Origin of the sequence: Streptomyces aquilus (assembly GCF_003955715.1) — a bacterium.
GTDB lineage: Bacteria > Actinomycetota > Actinomycetes > Streptomycetales > Streptomycetaceae > Streptomyces > Streptomyces aquilus.
On record NZ_CP034463.1, the window covers coordinates 2,828,415 to 2,849,317 of the forward strand.

Below are 20,903 nucleotides of genomic sequence, written 5' to 3' on the forward strand. Positions count from 1 at the left end.
GGTGAGCGCGGGGAGGACCGGGGACGAGATGGTGTCCGGGGGGCGGGGCGAGGGAGCCGGGGCGCTGCTGGTTGTCGGGGACGTCATCACCGACATCGTCGCGCGGCATCGGGGGCCGCTCGCGGCACGTACGGACACCGTCGCGGCGATTCGGACGCTGCCTGGTGGGGCCGGTGCCAACGTGGCCTGTTGGGCGGCCCATTGGGGTGGGGGCGAGGTCCGGTTGCTCGGGCGGGTGGGCGCGGATGCGGCAGCCTGGCACGAGCGGGAGCTGAGCCTGTGCGGCGTACGACCCCGTCTCGTCGTCGACCCGGAGGCGCCGACCGGCACGGTGATCTGTCTCGTCGACACGAGCGCCGCCGGCGAGCGGACGTTGGTCACGGACAGCGGGGCGTCCCTGCGGCTCACTCCGGACGACTGGTCCGACGCACTGCTCGACGGGGTGACCCGGCTGCATCTGTCGGGGTATCTGCTGTTCTCCGCGGGGAGCCGGGCGTTCGTGGAGGTGGCTCTGGAGGCGGCACGCGCGCGTGGGGTACCGGTGAGTCTGGATCCGGCGTCGGCGGGCTTCCTCGTGGAGCTGGGTGTCGACCGGTTCCTCACGCTGGTGGAGGGGATCGACGTGCTCCTGCCCAGCCGCGACGAGGCCTGCCTGCTGACGGGGCTGCCCGACGCGGAGGACGCGGCGGCCAAGCTCAGCCGTCATGTTCCGCTGGTGGTCACCAAGCTGGGCGCGGACGGTGCGCTGGTGGCCCGCTCGGGCACCGTGTCCGCCCGCATCCCCGCGGTCCCGGCCACTCCCACGGACACGACCGGGGCCGGCGACGCCTTCACCGGCGCCTTCCTCGCCACCCTCCTCACCGGCGCCGAGCCCGAGGACGCGACGCGGGAAGGATGCCGGGCGGGGGCGAGGGCGGTCGAGGCGGTAGGAGCCCGACCACCGGCGACCCGCCCGCCCGGGTAACACCGACGACACGCCCACCCGCGTAGCACCGGCGGGACGCCCACCCGCGTAGCACCGGCGGGACGCCCAGCCGCGTAGCACCGGCGGAGCGAGGACGACCCGCTACCCGAACGTCCGGGCAACCCTGGCTCGCCTCCGCCCGGCCACCTCGACCAACCTCCACCCACCCCCTACGCCTTCCGCCCCCACGCAGAAATCATCGGCGCCGTAGCGAGATCCATCGCCCCGGACTCGACGTTCGCAAGATGCCGGTCGATCTCCTCGTCCGTGGCCAGGTCCGCCGTGACGAGGTCGGTGCGGATCTGGCGGATCGTGGCGGACTCCAGGGCCGCGCAGGCCGGTGAGGTCAGCGGGAAGTACGCGTCGGCCTCCACGCGGCGCAGACCGGCCTCCCGCAGCAGGCGTGGGAGTCGGCGGCCGTAGGAGAGGTCGGCGCCGCGGTCGGCGAGGAGTCGGCGGAAACCGGTGCGCAGCCGGTTCGCCAACTGCTCGGCGGGACCGTGTTCGTCGGGGCACGTCAGGGGCTGCAACGCGGGGTCGGCGTCCTCGATCAGCAGCCGTCCGCCGGGCCGCAGGGACTCCACCATCGACCGCAACGCCCGCTCCCGGTCCGGCACATGGACGAGTACGAGCCTGGCGTGCACGAGGTCGAAGCCCTCCCCCGGCGGCTCCTCCGCACCGACGTCGTGGACCCGCACCTCCACCGGCGGCCGGGCGGCCGGGGCGACCCGGGAGGTGTCGATGTCGGTCGCGACGACCCTGCCGGTCGGCCCCACTTTCTTGGCCAGCCAGGACACCACGGACGTACCTCCGGCCCCCACCTCCCAGCAGCGCCAGCCGGGTCCGATGCCGAATCCTTCGAGGTGCCGGAACGTCGTGGGGTCGAAGAGGGAGGCGAAGGCGTCGAAGCGCTCTCCCGCCTCGGTCTGCCGGTTGTCGAGGAGATAGCCGTCGGTTCGCATCATGTCGCGATCATCCCAGTTGTCCGGCTTGTGCATGGTGGTCGACGCTCCGATACGACAGCACGGCGCCGCATGCGACAGCACGGCGACGCAACTCTACGCGGGGTACCCGAGTGTCCCGCGCCGGGCCGGAAACCCGTCGTCCACAGGCGGGAACAAAGCGGAATGCCCTGCTCCCACAGGCTTACCCGCGTTTCACGCAGGGCTGGCACACTGGCACGCCAGGGCGCAGCAATGCGGCGAGCGGGGATCCACGCAAGGAGATCCAGATGTCCATGGCAGGGAATCTGCGGAAGGTCACGAGCCTCGGCAGGGTCGGCGGCCTCCGCAGGGTGGCGAGGCTGGCGCGGCGCCGCCCGCGTGTGGACCTGAGCCATCCCGCCCGGTCACCGCTGGGCTCCTCGGTCGTGAACTGCGTGTCGTACCGGGACGGGTCCAGGGTCCCGGGCGGCGGCGACCTGGTCGACACAGTGGAGCGGGTGCGCAAGCACGGGGACGGTTTCGTGTGGCTCGGCCTCCATGAGCCGACGGACCAGGAGTTCGCGGGCATCGCGGAGCTGTTCGAACTGCACCCGCTGGCGGTGGAGGACGCGATCGAGGCGCATCAGCGTCCCAAGCTGGAGCGGTACGACGAAACGCTGTTCGCGGTGTTCAAGACCGTCTGCTACGTGGAGCACGAGGAGCTCACGGCGACGAGCGAGGTGGTGAACACCGGCGAGATCATGGTGTTCGTCGGCGAGGACTTCGTCATCACCGTGCGCCACGGCATGCACGGCTCGCTGGGCCCGTTGCGCGAGGAACTGGAGGCGGACCCCCAGCAACTGGCCAAGGGACCGGCCGCGGTGCTGCACGCGATCGCGGACCATGTGGTGGACGACTATCTGAACGTCACGGACGCGGTCCAGGCGGACATCGACCAGGTCGAGACGGACGTCTTCTCGCCGGACGGCGCGCGGACCGACCCGGGCCGCATCTACCAGCTCAAGCGTGAACTCCTCGAACTGAAGCGGGCCGTGGTGCCGCTGACCCGCCCGATCGAGGAGCTGTCCACGCGTCCGATACGGGTGGTGAGCTCGGAGATACAGGCGTACTTCCGCGACGTCTCCGACCATCTGCTGCGCGCCAAGGAGCAGATCGCCGCCTTCGACGAACTCCTCAACTCGATCCTCCAGGCACATCTCGCCCAGGTGACGGTCGCGCAGAACGAGGACATGCGGAAGATCACGGCGTGGGCGGCGATCGTCGCCGTGCCGACGATGGTCTGCGGGGTGTACGGCATGAACTTCGATCACATGCCGGAGCTGCGCTGGACGTTCGGCTACCCCATGGTCCTCGGCGTCATATCCGTGGCGTGCCTGGTGCTGTACCGCGGCTTCCGGCGCAACGGCTGGCTCTGAGCACGCCCGTGGACGACGGTCAGCGCGTCGCGCTCTTCGCGTAGACGCTCTCCGCCCAGACCGCGATCTGGTCCTCCGTCAGATGGTGGGCGAGGTCGGCCTCGCTGATCATGCCGACCAGGCGCTTGTTCTCGATGACGGGGAGCCGGCGGATCTGGTGGTCCTGCATCTCCCGGAGCACGTCGCTGACATCGGCGTCCGCGTCGATCCAGCGGGGTGTCCCCTGGGCCATCTCACCGGCGGTGACCTTGGCCGGGTCGTGCCCCACGGCCACACAGCCGACGACGATGTCGCGGTCGGTGAGGATGCCGCAGAGCCGTTCGTTCGCGTCGCTGATGGGCAGGGCTCCGACGTTGAGCTCACGCATCAGCTGGGCGGCGCGGTCCAGGGTCTCGTGCGCGGGGATCCACTGGGCGCCGCGGTGCATGATGTCTCCGGCGGTGGTCATGAAGTACCTCCCGGTGCCGGACGGCCGGCGCGGAGCGGGAGTGCTCCGCTGGTCCCGGCGCCGTTCATTCTCGCCGCGCCCGGCCGCCGCCGCACCCGGAGGCGGGGCCTGGAGCGGGGCGGATCAGACGGAGAAGCCCACGATCTTCCGCGGGACGACACGGATGATCACTCGGGTCTCGTCCTCCTTCTCGGCGGGCGGGTCGATGCCGAGGTACTTGTGCGAGAGGTCGCGCGGGAGGCGCTTGTCGGGGTCAGGGAGGATCTCGGCGGTGCCGCGGATCTCGACCGAGGTGTAGGGGTTGGCCAGGTCGTAGACCGAGACGCTGATCCGGGGGTCGCGGCGGAGGTTGCGGATCTTCTGGCGGTTGTCGACGGAGGAGAAGAGGACGGCGTCGCCCTCGCGTTTGATCCAGACCACGGAGTTCTGCGGGGCGCCGTCGGGGCCGAGGGTGGCGACGCTGGCGAAGTTCTTGCCGTCGAGGAGGGCGCGGACGGAGTCGTCGAAAGAGAGCTGACCGCTCGTGGAAGTCGTCATGGGGCCCAGCGTAGTTACATGCACGCGCATATAAAAGTGGTTTGCTGGATCTTCCGGGAACGAACCTCCGGGAGCCAGGTCAGCCCCGCCATGCCGGGTGCCGGGGGTCGTCGGCGCGCACCAGGACGTCGGCGGTGCCGGCGGGGTCGGTCTCGCGCTCGTAGCGCTCGAAGGCTTCCAGGGTCCACTGCTCGGGCTCGGGGGTGCGGCGGCGCAGGGCGCCCGGGGAGAGGAGGACGTGGACGGTCAGTTCGAAGGGGAACCAGTGGCGCAGCAGGAGGGGGCCGTGCAGCAACAGGAAACCGCCGGGCGGGAGTTGGACGTAGGGGCTGCGGGTGGCGCGGTCGGTGTCGGGGTCCCACAGGTCGGGCAGGACACGGCCGTCGCCGCCGGGTTCGAGGGGGCCGAAGACCTCGCGCCACAGGGCGCCGGTGTCGAACCAGCCGTCGTAATAGGCCTCCACGTCCTGGTGGCCGTACTCGAAGCGGAGCGAGGCGGGGCGCAGGAAGCCCTGGGTGCCGACGACGAGAGAGGGGCGGCCTCGTACGCGGAGCGCTTCCGCGACGCGTTCGGCGAGGTCCTGGGGGCGGGCCGCGGGGGCGCCGTCGAAGGCGATGCGCGGCCAGGAGCCGCCGTCGGCCGGCTTCAGGTCGAGAAGGCGGTCGGCGAGGAGGTCGCCGAGCCGGTCCCAGGTGATCGCTTCGAGTCGCACAAGGCCCATGATGCGTCAACCGACGACAGGGACGCGTCCCCTCGTGGGAACGACGGCCGGGACGCGTCCCCTCGTGGCCGACGGCCGGGACGCGCCCCCTCGCAGGATCGACGGTCAGGATGCGTCCCGCTCATGGGACCGGCGGGCGGCGAGCAGGTGCGGAAGGTGGGTCTCGCTCCAGGCGCGGGCGGCGTCGAGGAGGGGAATCAGGGTGCGGCCGAGAGGAGTGAGGGCGTATTCGACACGGGGCGGGTTCTCGTCGTACGCGGTGCGGGTGAGCAGGCCGTCACGCTCCATGGCGCGCAGGGTCTCGCTGAGGACCTTGGGGGTGACGGCCCGGAGCGGGACACGGAGTTCGGTGAACCGGCGCGGGCCGCCCTCCAAGCAGCGGATGACCATACCGGTCCACTTGTCCCCCACCCGGAAGGGCATCGCGGAGGAGGGGCAGAGGGGGTCGAACATGTCAGGGGCGAGCGGAGCGGTCATCGGTCGAGGCTAGCGCCGATACCGTTGAAGTAACCGGGACTTGCGTCTCTAACGTCCAGGTCAGGCACCGAACGCCGGTGTCCGACAAGGAGGTTGGCCATGGGTGACGGGATCGTCGTCTTCGGGGGCGGTGGGCGTGCGGGGCGGGCGGTCACGGCGGAGGCGCGGCGGCGCGGGTACGAGGTGACGGCCGTGGTGCGGGAGCCGGCCCGGTATCCGGAGCTGGGCGCGGAGGGGGTGACGGTCGTCCGGGGTGATGTGACCGACCCGGGCTCCGTCCGTGCCGTGGCGGGCGGGCATGTGGCCGCCGTGCACGCTGTGTCGCCGTTCAGTGGGCCGGAGCAGGGTTTCGACTCGCTCGATCCGGACTTCTTCGTGACGGCGGCGGACGCGCTGCTGGGCGGGCTGGCCGCGACGGGTGTGCGGCGGCTGGTGGCCGTGGGGCTGTTCGCGAATCTGCTCGGGGCGGACGGGCGGCCGGTGATGGACGACCCCGCGGTGTTCCCGCCCGAGATCCGGCCGTTCGCTCGGGCGCACACGGCGGGGCTGGACCGGCTGCGCGCACACGCGGCCGGAGAGGACGCGGTCGACTGGGTGATGCTCACCCCGGGAGGAGGACTGGAGCAGGGTGCGCCGCGCACCGGGCGGTATGCGATCGGCGGTGAGCGGGTGCCCGAGGGAGCGGGGCCGGCGCTGTCGTACGCGGACCTCGCGGTGGCGGTGGTCGACGAGATCGAGCGTCCGACGCGGCATCGGACGCGGGTGTCGGTGACAGGCACGGGGCCAGGCGCGGAGTAGGGCCGACAAGGGGGCGGAGTAGGGCCGACAGGGGGGTGGGGAGTAGGGCCGGCGGGGTGGTTCGTGGCCCGTGCACGGGAATGAACCCCCTATGGCACACCTGGCAACTCCCCCGCACCGCACGGAACTTCTCGTCTTCCAGCCCGTCAAGCGGAAGCAGTGCGCCGAGTGCCGGGGCGGGCCGTTGGCGATGCTGGTCCTGGAGGACGGGGCGCCCCGGTGTCTGGACTGTGCCGACCTCGGCCACCTGGTGTTCCTGCCGCGCGGCGACACCGCGCTGACGCGCAGGTCGCGGGAGGAGAGTGGGCTGTCGGCGGTGGTCGTACGGTTCAACCGGCGCAAGGGGCGGCACGAACGGCAGGGTGTCCTCGTCGAGGAAGGTGCGCTGGCCCGGGCGGAGGCGCGGTGTCTGGCGGACGCCGAGGCACGGCGGCGGCGCCGGGTGCGGGACGCCCGGCGGCGGGCGGTCGAGGACGTGCGGTTCACGGAGGCGTTCGCGGCGGAGATCCGCCGGCTGTTTCCCGGCTGCCCGGCCGACCGGGCCCGCGGGATCGCCGCGCACGCGTCGCTGCGGGGCAGTGGGCGGGTGGGGCGGAGTGCGGCGGGGCGGGCGTTGTCGGAGGGGGCCGTCGTCTCGGCGGTGGTGGCGTCCGTACGGCATCTGGACACGCCCTACGACCAGTTGCTGATGAGCGGGGTGCCCCGGCATGAGGCCCGGCGGAGGATCGCGGTGACGGTGGCCGGCGTGCTGGAGGGCTGGCGGTGACTCTCCGGAAGGAGACGTGCTCTGGACGCCTGCTTATGTGTCCGGGTCGATCGGCCATGGTGACGCGTCCCGTACGGGAATTCACTTGTGGTGACGGTGGGGTGCCGGGCAGGATCTCGGCCCGATTGCGGGAGTTGACGTTGAGATGATCGCTGGACCGTACTTCGTACTGACGGTGCTGGGCGTGCTGGGGACCGGGCTGGTGGCGGGGGTGTTCTGCGCGTTCTCGACCTTCGTGATGAGGGGGCTCGCCGCGCTGCCGCCCGCGCAGGGCGTCGCCGCGATGAACGCGATCAACGTGGCGGCGCTGCGGCCGGCGTTCATGCTCGTGTTCGTCGGCTCGGCGGTGCTGTGCGCGGTGCTCGCGGTGGTGACGTTCGTGCTGCTGCCGGACGACGGCACGGTGGAGCTGCTGGTGGGCAGTGCGCTGTATCTGGTCGGCTCGTTCGGGGTGACGATGGTGGCGAACGTGCCGCGCAACGAGGCCCTGCTCAAGCTGGACGCCGGCACTCCCGAAGCGGCCGCGTACTGGCCGACGTACGTACGCGAGTGGACGATGTGGAACCACGTCCGCATGGTCGCCTCGGGTGCGGCGGCGGTGGCGTACGTACTGGCCCTGACCTAACCGCGGGACGGTCCCCCGAGGTCGGCGAGAGCCCGCCGAGAAAGCGCTGTCCCCCACTCTGCGGGCGCGGCCCGGGCGACGTATCGTGGCCGAAAGAGTGCCGCCCGATGACGCACGGCCCGTCGATGCCAACGCAAGGAAGACGGCCATGGCCGATCCCAAGGGATTCATGACCACCCCTCGTCAGGACTGGCCGCGTCGGCCGGTCGAGGAGCGGGTCCGGGACTGGGACGAGGTGTACGTCCCCGGGGCGTTGCTGCCCATCATCAACCAGCAGGCGGACCGCTGCATGGACTGCGGCATACCGTTCTGCCACGACGCCTGTCCGCTCGGGAACCTCATCCCCGAGTGGAACGACCTCGTCTCCCGGGACGACTGGCGGGCCGCCGCCGACCGGCTGCACGCCACCAACAACTTCCCGGAGTTCACCGGCCGGTTGTGCCCGGCGCCGTGCGAGGCGGGGTGTGTGCTCGCCATCAACCAGCCCGCGGTCACCATCAAGAACGTCGAGGTGGCCATCGCCGACCGGGCCTGGGAGCTCGGTTTCGCGCCACCGCGGCCGCCGGACCGGCTGTCCGGGCGGACCGTCGCGGTCATCGGCTCGGGACCGACGGGGCTGGCCGCGGCACAGCAGCTGACGCGGGCGGGCCACACGGTCGCCGTGTTCGAGAAGGACGACCGGCTCGGCGGGCTGATGCGGTACGGCATCCCCGAGTTCAAGATGGAGAAGCACCATCTGGAGCGCCGCATCGCGCAGATGCGGGCTGAGGGGACGAAGTTCCGTACGTCCACGGCGGTCGGGCGGGACATCGGGGCGGCCGAGCTGCGGTCGCGCTACGACGCGGTCGTGATCGCCACCGGTGCGACCGCCTGGCGTGAACTGGACGTGCCGGGGCGGGAGTTGGCCGGCATCCACCAGGCCATGGAGTATCTGCCGCTGGCCAACCGGGTGCGCGAGGGGGATCTGGACGTCTCCCCGATGTCCGCCGCCGGGAAGCACGTCGTCATCGTCGGCGGCGGTGACACGGGCGCCGACTGTCTGGGCACCGCGGTGCGTGAAGGCGCCGCGTCCGTCACGCAGTTGGACATCTACGCCCAGCCCGGCGCCGAGCGCGACGAGGACACCGAGCCCTGGCCGACGTACCCGAAGATCTACCGGCTGTCGGCCGCGCACGAGGAGGCCGGTGCGCTGAGGACCGCCCCGGCGGCGGACGCGGACGCGCGGCTGTTCGCGGCGTCCACGCTCCGCTTCACCGGTGACGCCGACGGGCAGGTGCGCTCGCTGCACCTGGTCGAGGTCGACGCGGAGCGGCGGCCGGTGTCGGGCACCGGGCGGACGCTCCCCGCCGACCTCGTCCTGCTCGCCCTCGGCTTCTTCGGACCCGACCGCGCGGACGGCCTCGTGGACCAGCTCGGGCTGGCCATGGAGCCGCGCGGCACGATCGCGCGGGACGCAGGGTTCGCGACGAGCGCCCCCGGCGTGTTCGCCGCGGGGGACGCCGCGCGGGGGCAGTCGCTGATCGTGTGGGCGATCGCCGAGGGGCGGGCGGTGGCGGCGGCCGTCGACCGTCATCTGACGGGGAGTTCACGACTGCCGGCGCCGATCGGGCCGTACGACCGTCCGATGACCGTGTGACGCACCACGCACCACGCACCACGCACCACGCGCCGCGGGCCCGGCGGCCGGTGGCCGGTGGCCGTCTGACGCACCGCCCGCCACAGGCACCGAGCAGCGTCAGCGCCGTTCGTCCGTCCCCGCCACCTTCTTCGTCGCCAAAGCCACCCTGTTCCAGGTGTTGATCGCGAAGATCAGCGCCAGCACCTGGGCCAGCTCCTGCTCCTCGAACCGCTCCGCGGCCTGCGCGTACACCTCGTCCGGGACCCCGCCGTCGGCGACCAGCGTCACGGCCTCGGTCAGGGCCAGCGCCGCCTGCTCCTTCTCCGTGAAGAAGTGCCGGGCCTCGCGCCAGACGGCGACCATGTGCAGCCGGTCCTCGCTCTCGCCGGCCTTACGGGCGTCGTTGGTGTGCATGTGGAGGCAGTAGGCGCAGTGGTTGAGGTGCGAGGCGCGGATCTGGATCAGCTCGACCAGGGCCGGGTCGAGGCCCTCGCGGGCGGCGGCGTCGAAGCCGATGAGGGCGCGGAACGCCTTGGGGGCGGACTTGGCGAAGTTCAGGCGGGTCGTCGGCGCGGAAGCGATCGTGTTCGTCGTCATGTCTCCAACCTACGGTCGGGAGAGACCGGCTGTAGGGTTCATTTTCGTGGAGAAATCATGGGTCAATTCCGCCGAGGGACTCGGCTTCGACCTCCACCTGGAGACGACGGCGGAGCGAACCGGTCCGGGCGGCAGGCGGGCCGCGCTCGGCGATGCCCTGCGGGAGGCCGTACGGAGCGGCCGGCTCGCCCCCGGCACCCGGCTGCCGCCGTACCGGTCGCTCGCCGCCGACCTCGGCGTGGCCCGCAACACGGTGGCCGACGCCTACGCCGAACTCGTCGCGGAGGGGTGGCTCACCGCGCGTCAGGGCTCGGGGACGCGGGTGGCGGAGCGGACCGAACCGTTGCGGGCTGCCGGGCACGCGCGCGTACCCAGGAAGTCGCCGTCACGCGCGCGTGGACCGCGGCACGACCTGCGGCAGGGCACGCCGGACCGGTCGACGTTCCCGCGGGCGGCCTGGCTGACCTCCTACCGGCGGGCCCTTCAGCAGGCACCCGACGAGGTGTTCGGGCCCGGTGACCCCGCCGGGCGCGTGGAGTTGCGCGAGGCGCTCGCGGAGTATCTGGCACGCGCGCGTGGAGTGCGTACCGAGCCCGGGCGGATCGTGATCTGCTCCGGCTTCGCGCACGCCCTGCGGCTGCTCTTCCAGAACGCCCAAGTCCTCAGGGGCCCCCTGGCCGTGGAGGCGTACGGCCTGCCGTTCCACCGTGAGCTGCTCGCGGGCGCCGGCGTGCGGACCGTACCGCTGCCGCTGGACGAACAGGGCGCCGACGTCGGGCGGTTGACGCGCGAGCGGGCCGTGCTGCTCACTCCGGCGCACCAGTTCCCGACCGGTGGCCCGCTGCACGCCGAGCGGCGGGCCGCGGCCGTCGACTGGGCACGCGCGCGTGACGGTGTGGTGCTGGAGGACGACTACGACGGCGAGTTCCGCTACGACCGCAAGCCCGTCGGGGCGGTCCAGGGGCTCGATCCGGAGCGGGTGATCTACCTCGGCTCGGTGAGCAAGAGCCTGTCGCCCGCGGTGCGGCTGGGATGGATGGTGCTGCCGGAACGGTACGTCGACGGCGTGCTCGCGGCCAAGGGCGAGCGGGAGGCCTGGGCGAGCGTCCTCGATCAGCTGGCCCTCGCCGACTTCCTGGTTTCCGGGGCGTACGACCGTCATGTGCGGCGCATGCGGCAGCGGTACCGGAGCCGCCGCGACCGGCTCGTCGCGGCGCTCGCCGCGCACGCGCCCCACGTCGAGGTCAGCGGTGTCGCGGCCGGCCTGCACGCGGTGCTGAGGCTGCCGCCCGGCACCGAGCGGTCGGCCGTCAAGGCGGCCGTCTGGCAGGGCGTCGCGCTCGACGGGCTGGCGGAGTTCCGGCACCCGGAGGCCTCGGCGGCGGACATGCCCGCCCAGGACGGCCTGGTGGTCGGGTACGCGACCCCGTCCGAGGCCGCGTACGGGGCGGCGCTGGAGGCACTGTGCGCGTCGCTGCCCCCGGGCTGAGGCGCGTGGCGAAAGCGGCGCCTCTCCTGCCTTCGGATGAGCCCGGTGTTCCGCGGCTCCTGCGCGGGGACGAGGCGGGGATTGCTGCGGCTGGACCGGCCGCCGGAGGCCCTCTCCTACCGTGTTCGGATTTCCCCTGACAGCTGTCCGAAAAGTGGCTTACGGGCTACATGGATCGGAACGGCGGTGGGATCATCGGGACAAGGAGGCGTGCTGCCGCCGCACCCGGTCCGGCCGGGTCCGGCAGAGGGTTCGCCCCATCCTTCGTTCCGCCGTCAGGCGCAGGGCCACCCCCGCGCGTCCCCCCTGTTGGCGGTCGGTCCTGGAGGGTGTTCGAGATGACGACGCTCGACGAACGTCATGGAGAGGGCGCGCGCGGCGGGGACGCTCCGCGGGGCGAGGCCGCCCCGAACGCGACCGTCGTCCTTGAGCAACCCGTCGCCGCGGTCCCCCGGTCCGCCGGGTCCAAGGCCGCGAACCTCGCCCGCGCGGCCCGTGCCGGACTGCCGGTGCTGCCCGGCTTCGTGATACCCGCCGGCGCGGCCACCGACGGGACCGCCCTGCGGCGCGCCTGGGCCGAACTGTCCGAGGACGGCACCCTTCCCCTCGTCGTACGGTCCTCGTCGCCGCAGGAGGACACCGAACAGTCGTCGCTCGCGGGCCAGTTCGCCTCCGTGCTGGACGTGCGCGGCTGGCGGGACTTCCGTGCGGCGGTCCGGACCGTGCTCGACTCGGCGCACCGGCCCGACGGGTCCACGGCCCCCATGGCGGTCCTGGTGCAGCCGATGCTGACCGCGCGCGTCGGCGGAGTGATGTTCGGGGCCGACCCCGTCGCCGGGCGGACCGACCGGATGCTGGTCAGCGCGGTGCGCGGCGGGCCGGACAGCCTGGTCGGCGGGGAGCAGGCCGGGACCGGCTACTGGCTGAGCCGGAGCGGGCGGCTGCTGCGGACGGAGCCGCCGGACGCGGGACCGCGGACCGATCCCCTCCTCACCCGCCCCCAGCTGTTCCGGCTGGCGCGGCTCGCGCGGCGGGCCCGGCGGGTGTTCGGCGGGCCGCAGGACATCGAGTTCGGCTTCGACGAGGACGGGCGGCTGTGGCTGTTCCAGAGCCGGCCGATCACCGCGATGGCGGCACGACCGCCGCGCGGGGCCCGGCTGCTCGGACCCGGGCCGGTCGCCGAGACGTTGCCCGGGCAGCTGGAGCCCCTGGAGGAGGACCTGTGGGTGGCGCCCATGGCCCGGGGACTCGCCGCCGCCCTGGACATCGCGGGCAGCGCACCGCGGCGGCTGCTGCGGGCGGTGCCGGTGGTCACCACGGTCGGCGGACGGGCCGCGGCCGACCTGCGCCTGCTGGGCACGGCCCCGCCACGGCACCGGTGGCTCGCGCTGCTCAATCCGGCGCCGGGCGCGCGCCGGCTAGGTGCCGCGTGGCGGGTGGGCCGCCTCAGCGCGGCGCTGCCCGGCCTCGCGACGGACCTCGTCGCGGACGTCGACGCCCGGCTGGCCCGCATCCCGTCACCCGCCGGGCTCCCCTCACCGGCGCTGGCCGCCGAACTCCGCTGGACGCGCGCGGTGCTGGTGTCGCTGCACGCCCAGGAGGCCCTCGCGGGCGCCCTGCTGCCCGACCCGCCGACGAACCGCACCGCGGCGGGCGCGGCCCTGACCGCCCTGTCCGAGGCCCGCGCCCAGCACCTCCCGGACGACCGGATCATCACCACCCACCCCGTGGTCCTGGCCCTCACGGCACCGAGCCTGCGGGGCCGGGGGCGGCTGCCGGAGGCGAGGGGGCCGGTCGACGCGGGGGCTGCCGTACGAACCCACGAGGCAACCCCCGTGGTCGACGCGGAGGCTGCCGTACGGCCCCACAAGGCACCCCCCGCTTCCACCCCCGCCCCCGCGCTCCCGCCCCGGGAAGCCCTCCGCCTCCGTATCCGATGGGTGCAGGAGTTGCAGGTCAGGCTCGTGCGTGCGGCCGGTCGGCGATGGGGGGTCGGCGTCGAGCGGGTGGCGCTGCTGCGGTGGCGGGAGCTCGCCCACGCGCTCGACGGTGGGGCGCTGCCCAGGGACCTCGGTGAGCGGATGCCGTCCGCCGGGTCGGCCCCGTTGCCGGACGCGTTCCGGCTGGCGGACGGCAAGGTCGTCGCCGAGCACGAGGGCGGCCGGGACGGGGACGGCGGGCGCGGGGTCTCCGGTGGGCGGGCCGTCGGGACGGCGTGGGACGGGACCGGGGCACGGCCCGCGGACGCGGTGCTCGTCGTACGGACCCTGGACCCCGCGCTCGCGCCGCTGCTGCCCGGCCTCACCGGACTCGTCGCCCAGACCGGCAGCCCGTTGTCCCATCTCGCCGCGCTGGCCCGGGAGTTCGGCCTGCCGGTGGTGGTCGGCGCCGCCGACGCCGTACGGCGTTTCCCGCCCGGCTCCCGGCTCACCGTGGACGGCACGACCGGTGAGGTACACCCGGACGACGCGACGGACGTCGCGCTGCGGGATGCGGTGGGGGGCGCGTCATGAGGAGGATCGCCTACCTCTTCGGAGGCCTCGCCGCGGCCGGGGCGGGGACCTACCTCGTCTATCTGTACCGGTGGCAGTGGCAGCGGGCGATGCTGTGCGGGGTGCTGCTGCTGGTGGTCGAGGTCATGCTGCTCGGGATCGTGCTGCTGGGGCGGCTGACCCGCATCGAGGACCGGCTGCGCGACGGCGACCGGCGTCAGCGTGAGCTCGCCGCCCGCCAGGAGGACGCGCTGGCCCGGCTGCGCGGCGCCCCCGAACCGGCGGACGGTCCCGGGCGGTTCCGGTGGCTGGAGGACCCGGCGGAGCGCACGTACGTGTTCGTGCCCGTTCTCATGGTCACCGGCGTGCTGCTGTCCGGGCTCGCCTGGGTCGTGCAGCGGATCGCGTCGGCGACGGCCGGGCCCGCGGAACGGCGCCTTGCCGGGCGGCTGGCCGTCCTCACCGCACCCGACCCCGCCGCACCCGGCGACCTGGAGGACGTCGCGGACCTGCCGCCTTACGGCGTCCGGCGCGACCGGCGCCGTACCGTGCGCACGGCCGCCGTCGGCACGCTCGGCGTGGCCCTGCTCGGCGGGCTCGTCGTGGGCCTCGCGCACTTCACCCAGACCCGGGAGGAGAACGCCAACGACAGCGCGGCGACCTCGGTCGTGGTCCGGGTCGACATGCGCGGCCCGGACATGACGGCGCAGCGCCGGGCCCTGGCCGCGGAGCAGGTTTGGGAGCGCTGCCGGGACTCCACCTCCGTGCCGCTGCGCCACGCGACCCTCGGTGACCTGGGCGACGGGCTGTACGCCGGGGTCGTACGGCCGGCGCTCACGGATCACGACCGGCTGCGGCTGCGCGGCTGCCTGGAGGACGCGACGCTGGAGCGCGCGCACCTCACGGTGGTCGGCATCGGGGACGCGGACGCCGACGACGACTGAGCGGCACGGCCACAGCAGGGGCATAAGGGCCGCATAACATCGCACACACGCACAAGACGGCCGATCGGGTGACGGGCTACCATGCGAAAGCACCCACGTCCCCCACTCCCCCGGGTCGCCCATGGCCGTCCTCACCGCCACCCTGCCCCGCCCCGCCTTCCACAAGCGTCCGCTCCAGCGGCGCACGCTGCGGTTGCTCCTCGCCGTCGTGCTCGGTTACGCCGTCCTGTGGGCGGCCGGCGCCGGAGGCGTCCTGGCGCTGTCGTACTGGATGCGCGAGGAGAGCCCGGCACCGGCCGGGACCCGTACCGTGCAGGGAGTCCACCACTTCCAGCCGGTCGACACGCGGGGGCGGCTGTGGCGCGGCGCGGCCCCCTCGCCCGCTGGATACCGGGCCCTGGCCGCCCTGGGCATCACCACGGTCGTCGACCTGCGTGCCGAGGACCTGAGCGCGGCCCAGCTCGCCGAGCCCGCGAAGGCCGGGCTGAAGCTCGTACGCCTGCCCATCCGGGACGGGCAGACGCCGAGGCCGGAGCAGGTGCGGGCGTTCCTCGACACCGTCGCCCGCGCGGCGGGGCCGGTGTTCGTGCACTGCGGTGCGGGCGTGGGCCGTACGGGCACCATGGCGGCGGCGTATCTGGTGCAGACCGGCGAGGAGTCGTCCGCCCAGGCGGTCCGGCGCAATCTCGCGGTCGGACCGCCCTCGATCGAGCAGATCTACTACGGGCTCAGCCTGAGCCCCGCACAGGCCGAGCAGCCGCCGCTGCCCGTGGTGGTGGTGAGCCGACTGGTTGACGCGCCCCGGCGGATCGCCTCCTGGTTCTGAGTCCCGATGCCAACCATTGCTTAACAAATGCCAACTGACGTCATGACAGCAGGAAGTCCGCCTCCCCCGCCTTCGCGCCCTCGATGAACGCCGTCATCTCGTCCGTGGTGTAGATCAGCGCCGGGCCGTCCGGATCGGTCGACTGGCGGACGGCGATCCGGCCGTCGGCCAGCTTCATCGCCTCCAGGCAGTTGCCGCCGTTGCCGCCGCTCCACGGCTTGTGCCAGCCCTCGCTGCCCAACTCCCGCGCGGGCATGCCGTTGTAGACCGGTATGCGCGGCTTGATGCGATCCATTCACAGCTCCTTGCGGAGATCCCGGAGGATCTCCTTCGTGCGATGTGCCGTAGCGGCCTGCGCCGCCGTGCGGTCCATGACCTCGAGGTGGGTCGCCACCTCCGCGCGCGCGTCCAGGTAGACGGCGCCGGTCAGGTACTCGCTGTAAACCATGTCCGGAAGCTCCGGCACGGCGAATCGGAACAGCACGAAGGGCCCGTACGTGCCGGGGTGCGGCCCGTTGGCGAACGGGGCGACCTGCAGCGTCACGTTGGGCAGCTTCGTGGCCTCGAGCAGCTTGTCGATCTGGGCACGCATCACCTCCGGGCCGCCCACCGGGCGGCGCAGCGCGGTCTCGTCGATGACCGCCCAGAAACGGGGGGCATCCGGACGGGTGAGCAGTTCCTGGCGTTGTACTCGCAGAGCGACGTGCCGCTCGATGTCCTCCGGCCGGGTCTGGCCGATGGCTCCGGACTTCAGCACACCGCGGGCGTACTCCTCGGTCTGGAGCAGCCCGGGCACGAAGTGGGGGTCGTAGGACCGGATGAGACTGGCGGCGCCTTCGAGGCTGACGTACATCGAGAACCAGCCGGGCAGGATGTCGTGGTACCGCTGCCACCAGCCGGGTTTGTTGGCCTCCTCGGCCAGCTGCACGAAGGCGTCGGCCTCCTCGTCGGAGACGCCGTAGGACTTCAGGAGCAGCTGGAGGTACGGGATCTTGAGGCCGACCTCGGCCATCTCCATGCGGCGGACGGTGGCCGGGGCGACGCGGAGGACCTTGGCGGCCTCCTCGCGCTTGAGACCGGCGCGCTCACGCAGGTCCAGCAGGCGCCGGCCGAGGACGACCTGGCCGACCGTCGGCGCGGACCGCGGCTCGCTCACCCTCCACCTCCTGGACGTCCCGGGGTTCCGGGGACCCGTAGAAACCTGTACAGAAACCTGCGCAAAAGAATCCTGGCAGCCCGACGGCGCCATTCGAAGACCTATTCGAAGACCTGGTCGGATCTCCGGTGATCTCAACTGGCGCCGCTCGACATGCTTGTTGCGAGCAGTGTGCCACGGCCTTCCAGACCGTCACACAGCACTCTGCAATTTTCAGAGTGACACTTGCCAAGTGTTCACGGCGGGGCGATAGTGGCAAGCGTGATTCCGTCCGCGCCCTTAGGAACAGACGCCGCCGCAGGCCCCCACAGCCTCGGTGCCGCATCGGGAGCAGGCCGCTCTGCCGGGCCCGCTGCCGAGCGCCGGTTCCGGTTCGAGCTGGCCGCACATCCGGGTTCCGCCGCGCAGGCCAGACGGCTGACGCGCGCCCGGCTGAACGGCTGGGCGGTCTGCGAGGACACCTGCGACACGGCGGCCCTGGTGGTCTCCGAGCTCGTCACCAACGCCATCGTGCACACCGCGAGCAGACACATAGTCTGCGAGCTGCACGACGGCGACGACCTGGTGCGCATAGCCGTGCGTGACGAGGGCTGCGCCCCGGGCGAACCGCACCCGTGCGCGCCGCGGGGCGAGGAGGAGCACGGGAGGGGATTGCTTCTCGTCGACGCCCTGTGTCACTCCTGGGGCACCCACGAGCACGGCCCGGGCCTCCTGGTCTGGGCGGACCTGCCCCGCGAGAGCGACACCGCGGGGACCGACACCGGCCCCCACAACGACCTCGGCTGGGGAGCCCGCCCCAAGCCCGGCCCGGCCGACGGCCCGGGCGGCGAGGACGACGGGGCGGACGCCCTGCACAAGGCGGACGCACGGTACGCCACCGACGCCCGCCACGACGCCGACGCCCGCCACCGCTACGACGCCGACGCGCGGCACAACACCGACGCACAGCAGCGCACCGACGCACAGCAGCACGCGATACCCGGCCGCGGCGACGCGATACCGGGTCACGGCACCGGGGCATCACGGCACAGCGACCCGATCCCCGACCACCGCGCCGGAACCCCCGGACACAGTGACGCGAAACCCAACCACGGCGCCGGCATACCCCGCCCCGACGCGGCGAGAGCCGCCCGGCACGACGCGGCCCCTCGGCACGACGGCACCCCCCGGCACACCGGCGGCGAGCCCTGGCCCCCCGGCGGCGCCGAGACCTGGCATCTCGGAAGGCCCCGGCGCGACGGCAGCGAGACCCTGCACTACGGGGCGCCCTGGCACGACGGCACGGAAGTCCGGTACGACGGGGCGGAAGCCCGCCACCACGGCACCTCCCGGCACCACGGGTCGGCGCCGCAGCACGGGACGGGGGGCCCATGGCTCTGAGGGCTGCGACCGGTGGCCAGGTCATGACCCTGGACACGCTGGTCCGCCTCCGGCGGGGACTGCACACGCCGGTCACCCCCCGACGGCTCCCCGTACCCGACGGCATGACGGCCCCGCTGGGCTGCGACGCGGTGGCGGTACCCGCCCGCTTCGGCCCGCTGGTGATGCCCCGGCTGCCGCGCGTCGGATGCGTCTACGCCGATGAGGCGCACTGGTGGTGGATCGTTCCGTCGGACTCCGACTACGCCCTGGAGTGGCCCGCGCCCGCGCGCTACGCCACCGGCGCCATCGTCCCCGACGCCCCGGGCGTCCCCGGCCTCATCCACAAGCCGGAGGGCACGGTCCCTTACACCCCGCCGATCCCCCTGTATCTGGCCCTGTGCCGGCTGACGGGGACGACCCCCGCCTGGTCGCGACCGGTCAGCGCCTGAGCCGAGCCCGACTCCACCAAGGCGTACGCCCGCGCGCAACAGCCCCTCTCCTCCGCGCCCTGCCCCCGGCGCCCCCCTCCCGCGATAGTGGCCCTCCGTCCACGATCGGGGGAGGCCGTCGGTGGGGAAGAAGCGCGACGCCGAAGAACCTGAGGTGTCGGAGTCGGAGCGGCTGCTCTTCGGTGGGCCGCTGCGCTACGACATGGGCTGGAACAGCCACTCCGACGCCCGGCTCCGGGTGAACTTCCGGGAGCTGGTGCGGCAGCTGCCCGCGCTGCTCTCGCTCAGTTTCCGGCTCGCCTGGCAGGCCGACCGGCGGGCCGCGAAGATCGTGCTCGGCGCCGAGGCGGGCCGGGGTGCGGCACAGGCGGTGAGTCTGTTGGCCGTGAACAGTGTGCTGGGGCGGCTGATCGGCGGCGGGGCGATCGAGGAACGGTTACGGGGTGCCGTCCCCGCCCTCGTCGCGATGGCCTCGGTCATGCTGGTGGCCGCGCTGCTGCGGGCCGCCTCGACGTACGCCACCGGACGCCTCGAACCGAAGGTGGAGCGGGTGGCGACCGAGCGCTATCTGGAGCGGGCGGCCGCCGTGGAGCTGGCCGCGATCGAGGACCACGCCTTCCACAAACTGCTGGACACCGCCCAGTACGGCGCCACGTCCGCCCGCCGCATGATCGCCTACGCCACCCGGGTCATGAACGCGGCGATCTCGCTGATCGCGGCGGCCGGCGTCCTGACCGTGCTGCACCCTGCCCTGCTGCCGCTGCTGGTGACCATGACCCTGCCCAGCGCGTGGAGTGCCCTGACGATCGCCCGGCGCCGGTACGAGTCCTTCCACACCTGGGTGCAGCACGCCCGGGCCGGTCATCTGCTCAGCGAACTGCTCACCGAACCGACCGCGGCACCGGAGATCCGGGTGCACGGGGTCGGCCCGTTCCTGCTGCACCACTACCGGGCGATGTCGGAGGCGGCGGAGGCGGAACAGGCCCGGCTGGCCCGGCTCGCGGCCCGTACCGGGCTGATCGCGGCGTTCTGGACGGGGCTCGCGACGGTGGCGACGTACGCGACGCTGGGCGGGCTGCTGCTCGCCGGGGCGATGGCGCTGTCGGTGGCGGGCACGGCGGTGATCGCGATCCGCTCGGGCTCCGCCAGCCTGGACAGCCTGGTCCTGGAGGTGAACCAGCTCCACCAGGAGGCCCTCTTCGTCGGCGATCTGCAACGGCTGTACGTCGAGGCAGAGCAGCGCGCGATCCCGGTCGGCGGACGGGAGCTGCCCGAGGACCCGCGGGAGATCCGCTTCGAGAACGTCACGTTCAGCTATCCGGGTGAGTCCACGCACCCGGCCCTGGACGACGTGACGCTCACCCTCCCGCTCGGCCGGATCGTGGCGCTGGTCGGCGAGAACGGCTCGGGCAAGACGACGCTGGTGAAGCTGCTGGCCGGGCTCTACAAGCCGGACCGGGGCCGCATCCTGTGGGACGGCGTGGACGCGGCGGACGCGGACCGGCAGCTGCTCGCCGAGCGGATCGCGATGGTGGCGCAGGACTTCAAGCGCTGGCCGTTCACGGCCCGGGTCAACGTGGCGGTCGGCCGGTCGGCGGCGCCGCTGACCGAGGAGCGGATGGCCGACTCGATCGCCGAGGCCGGCGCCCAGGACGTGGTGGCGGATCTGCCGCGCGGCCTGGACACCCTGCTGGCCCGCCATTTCAGCGGCGGCCACGAGCTGTCCGGCGGACAGTGGCAGCGCCTCGGCATCGCGCGGGCCGCCTACCGGCGCGGCCGCATCCTGATCGTGGACGAGCCGACGGCGGCGCTGGACGCGCGGGCCGAGCTGGAGGTCTTCGAGAAGATCCGCGCCCTGGCGGGCAGCGGGCAGACGGTCGTCCTGATCACCCACCGCCTGGCGTCCGTACGCCATGCCGACCTGGTGCACGTCCTGGAGCAGGGCCGGCTAGTCGAGTCGGGCACCCCCGAGGAGCTGCTGGCGACCGGCGGTGTCTACGCCGAGCTGTACTCGCTCCAGGCGGACCAGTTCACGGCACCGAAGGCGAGCTGATCGCGGGGTCCGCGGGGACGACGACCAGGAACGCGTCCGTCGCGAGGTCCATCACGACCTCGGCGGGCGTGCCCTCCATGCGCCGTGCGTGCGCGAACTCCTCCGCGGGCCAGGAGCCACGCGGGCCACCGGCGGGAAAGCGCTCGAGCACCTTTCGCCCGTTCACCATCCTGCACCTCCGATCAAGCGTCCTTCTGTTAGGAGTTAACGCTCTGGAGGGCC

The 20,903-nt window shown here is 73.0% G+C and carries 21 protein-coding genes and 1 pseudogene; 13 read left to right on the forward strand and 9 right to left on the reverse strand.

What is annotated here, in order from left to right:
• Nucleotides 1-28: 28 nt before the first annotated feature.
• Complete coding sequence (locus EJC51_RS13105; RefSeq protein ID WP_126276928.1) at nt 29-964, forward strand: carbohydrate kinase family protein; 936 nt, start codon at nt 29-31, stop codon at nt 962-964.
• 170 nt (nt 965-1,134) lie between these two features.
• Here the strand turns inward: EJC51_RS13105 and EJC51_RS13110 are convergent, their stop codons facing one another.
• Nucleotides 1,135-1,929, reverse strand: coding sequence for a methyltransferase (locus tag EJC51_RS13110; RefSeq protein ID WP_126271238.1), 795 nt, complete (start codon nt 1,927-1,929; stop codon nt 1,135-1,137).
• Between the two features lie 266 nt (nt 1,930-2,195).
• Between EJC51_RS13110 and corA the strand changes: the two genes are divergently transcribed.
• Nucleotides 2,196-3,323: a magnesium/cobalt transporter CorA gene (gene corA / locus EJC51_RS13115; RefSeq protein ID WP_126271239.1), complete on the forward strand. Its 1,128-nt coding sequence runs from the start codon at nt 2,196-2,198 to the stop codon at nt 3,321-3,323.
• Nucleotides 3,324-3,342: 19 nt separating this feature from the next.
• Here corA and EJC51_RS13120 read toward each other — a convergent pair whose 3' ends face one another.
• From EJC51_RS13120 to EJC51_RS13135, 4 genes are all read right to left on the reverse strand, one after another.
• Nucleotides 3,343-3,771, reverse strand: coding sequence for a CBS domain-containing protein (locus EJC51_RS13120; RefSeq protein ID WP_126271240.1), 429 nt, complete (start codon nt 3,769-3,771; stop codon nt 3,343-3,345).
• 123 nt (nt 3,772-3,894) lie between these two features.
• Nucleotides 3,895-4,308, reverse strand: a complete 414-nt coding sequence (locus EJC51_RS13125; RefSeq protein WP_126271241.1) for a PPOX class F420-dependent oxidoreductase — start codon at nt 4,306-4,308, stop codon at nt 3,895-3,897.
• A 79-nt stretch (nt 4,309-4,387) separates the two neighbouring features.
• Nucleotides 4,388-5,029 (reverse strand): nucleoside/nucleotide kinase family protein, encoded by a 642-nt coding sequence (locus EJC51_RS13130; RefSeq protein WP_126271242.1) that lies wholly within the window; start codon nt 5,027-5,029, stop codon nt 4,388-4,390.
• A 105-nt stretch (nt 5,030-5,134) separates the two neighbouring features.
• Nucleotides 5,135-5,506, reverse strand: coding sequence for a winged helix-turn-helix transcriptional regulator (locus EJC51_RS13135; RefSeq protein ID WP_126271243.1), 372 nt, complete (start codon nt 5,504-5,506; stop codon nt 5,135-5,137).
• A 99-nt stretch (nt 5,507-5,605) separates the two neighbouring features.
• On the opposite strand from EJC51_RS13135, the gene EJC51_RS13140 reads away from it, so the two are divergent.
• The 4 genes from EJC51_RS13140 (at nt 5,606) to EJC51_RS13155 (ending at nt 9,331) form a co-directional block, all read left to right on the forward strand.
• Entirely contained in the window at nt 5,606-6,304 is a 699-nt protein-coding gene (locus EJC51_RS13140; RefSeq protein WP_126271244.1) for an NAD(P)-dependent oxidoreductase, read from the forward strand.
• Nucleotides 6,305-6,395: 91 nt separating this feature from the next.
• On the forward strand, nt 6,396-7,070 hold the full coding sequence (locus EJC51_RS13145; RefSeq protein WP_126271245.1) for a DUF2293 domain-containing protein: 675 nt from the start codon (nt 6,396-6,398) through the stop codon (nt 7,068-7,070).
• A 145-nt stretch (nt 7,071-7,215) separates the two neighbouring features.
• On the forward strand, nt 7,216-7,695 hold the full coding sequence (locus EJC51_RS13150) for an anthrone oxygenase family protein (RefSeq protein ID WP_126271246.1): 480 nt from the start codon (nt 7,216-7,218) through the stop codon (nt 7,693-7,695).
• Between the two features lie 148 nt (nt 7,696-7,843).
• Nucleotides 7,844-9,331 (forward strand): glutamate synthase subunit beta, encoded by a 1,488-nt coding sequence (locus EJC51_RS13155; protein ID WP_126271247.1) that lies wholly within the window; start codon nt 7,844-7,846, stop codon nt 9,329-9,331.
• A gap of 99 nt (nt 9,332-9,430) precedes the next feature.
• Here EJC51_RS13155 and EJC51_RS13160 read toward each other — a convergent pair whose 3' ends face one another.
• Complete coding sequence (locus EJC51_RS13160) at nt 9,431-9,910, reverse strand: carboxymuconolactone decarboxylase family protein (protein ID WP_126271248.1); 480 nt, start codon at nt 9,908-9,910, stop codon at nt 9,431-9,433.
• A 46-nt stretch (nt 9,911-9,956) separates the two neighbouring features.
• On the opposite strand from EJC51_RS13160, the gene pdxR reads away from it, so the two are divergent.
• From pdxR to EJC51_RS13180, 4 genes are all read left to right on the forward strand, one after another.
• Complete coding sequence (pdxR, locus tag EJC51_RS13165; RefSeq protein ID WP_126271249.1) at nt 9,957-11,399, forward strand: MocR-like pyridoxine biosynthesis transcription factor PdxR; 1,443 nt, start codon at nt 9,957-9,959, stop codon at nt 11,397-11,399.
• A gap of 338 nt (nt 11,400-11,737) precedes the next feature.
• A complete protein-coding gene (locus tag EJC51_RS13170) occupies nt 11,738-13,912 on the forward strand; it encodes a PEP/pyruvate-binding domain-containing protein (protein WP_126271250.1) in 2,175 nt (724 codons plus the stop codon).
• Nucleotides 13,909-14,835, forward strand: coding sequence for a hypothetical protein (locus EJC51_RS13175; RefSeq protein WP_126271251.1), 927 nt, complete (start codon nt 13,909-13,911; stop codon nt 14,833-14,835). The genes EJC51_RS13170 and EJC51_RS13175 overlap by 4 nt, the downstream gene beginning before the upstream one ends.
• Nucleotides 14,836-14,956: 121 nt before the next feature.
• A complete protein-coding gene (locus tag EJC51_RS13180; protein WP_126271252.1) occupies nt 14,957-15,661 on the forward strand; it encodes a protein-tyrosine phosphatase family protein in 705 nt (234 codons plus the stop codon).
• 40 nt (nt 15,662-15,701) lie between these two features.
• Here EJC51_RS13180 and EJC51_RS13185 read toward each other — a convergent pair whose 3' ends face one another.
• Together EJC51_RS13185 and EJC51_RS13190 are read right to left on the reverse strand one after the other, a co-directional pair.
• Nucleotides 15,702-15,956 (reverse strand): DUF397 domain-containing protein, encoded by a 255-nt coding sequence (locus EJC51_RS13185; protein WP_059197394.1) that lies wholly within the window; start codon nt 15,954-15,956, stop codon nt 15,702-15,704.
• Nucleotides 15,957-16,817: a helix-turn-helix domain-containing protein gene (locus EJC51_RS13190; protein ID WP_126271253.1), complete on the reverse strand. Its 861-nt coding sequence runs from the start codon at nt 16,815-16,817 to the stop codon at nt 15,957-15,959.
• A 252-nt stretch (nt 16,818-17,069) separates the two neighbouring features.
• On the opposite strand from EJC51_RS13190, the pseudogene EJC51_RS13195 reads away from it, so the two are divergent.
• The 3 genes and pseudogenes from EJC51_RS13195 to EJC51_RS13205 form a co-directional block, all read left to right on the forward strand.
• A pseudogene (locus EJC51_RS13195) lies at nt 17,070-17,678 on the forward strand (ATP-binding protein); the annotation flags it as partial.
• A 509-nt stretch (nt 17,679-18,187) separates the two neighbouring features.
• Entirely contained in the window at nt 18,188-18,628 is a 441-nt protein-coding gene (locus EJC51_RS13200) for a hypothetical protein (RefSeq protein ID WP_165951128.1), read from the forward strand.
• A 121-nt stretch (nt 18,629-18,749) separates the two neighbouring features.
• On the forward strand, nt 18,750-20,681 hold the full coding sequence (locus EJC51_RS13205; RefSeq protein ID WP_126271254.1) for an ABC transporter ATP-binding protein: 1,932 nt from the start codon (nt 18,750-18,752) through the stop codon (nt 20,679-20,681).
• Here the strand turns inward: EJC51_RS13205 and EJC51_RS13210 are convergent.
• Nucleotides 20,659-20,850, reverse strand: a complete 192-nt coding sequence (locus tag EJC51_RS13210) for a hypothetical protein (RefSeq protein WP_399580496.1) — start codon at nt 20,848-20,850, stop codon at nt 20,659-20,661. The two genes, EJC51_RS13205 and EJC51_RS13210, sit on opposite strands and share 23 nt — an antisense overlap.
• Nucleotides 20,851-20,903: the final 53 nt, after the last annotated feature.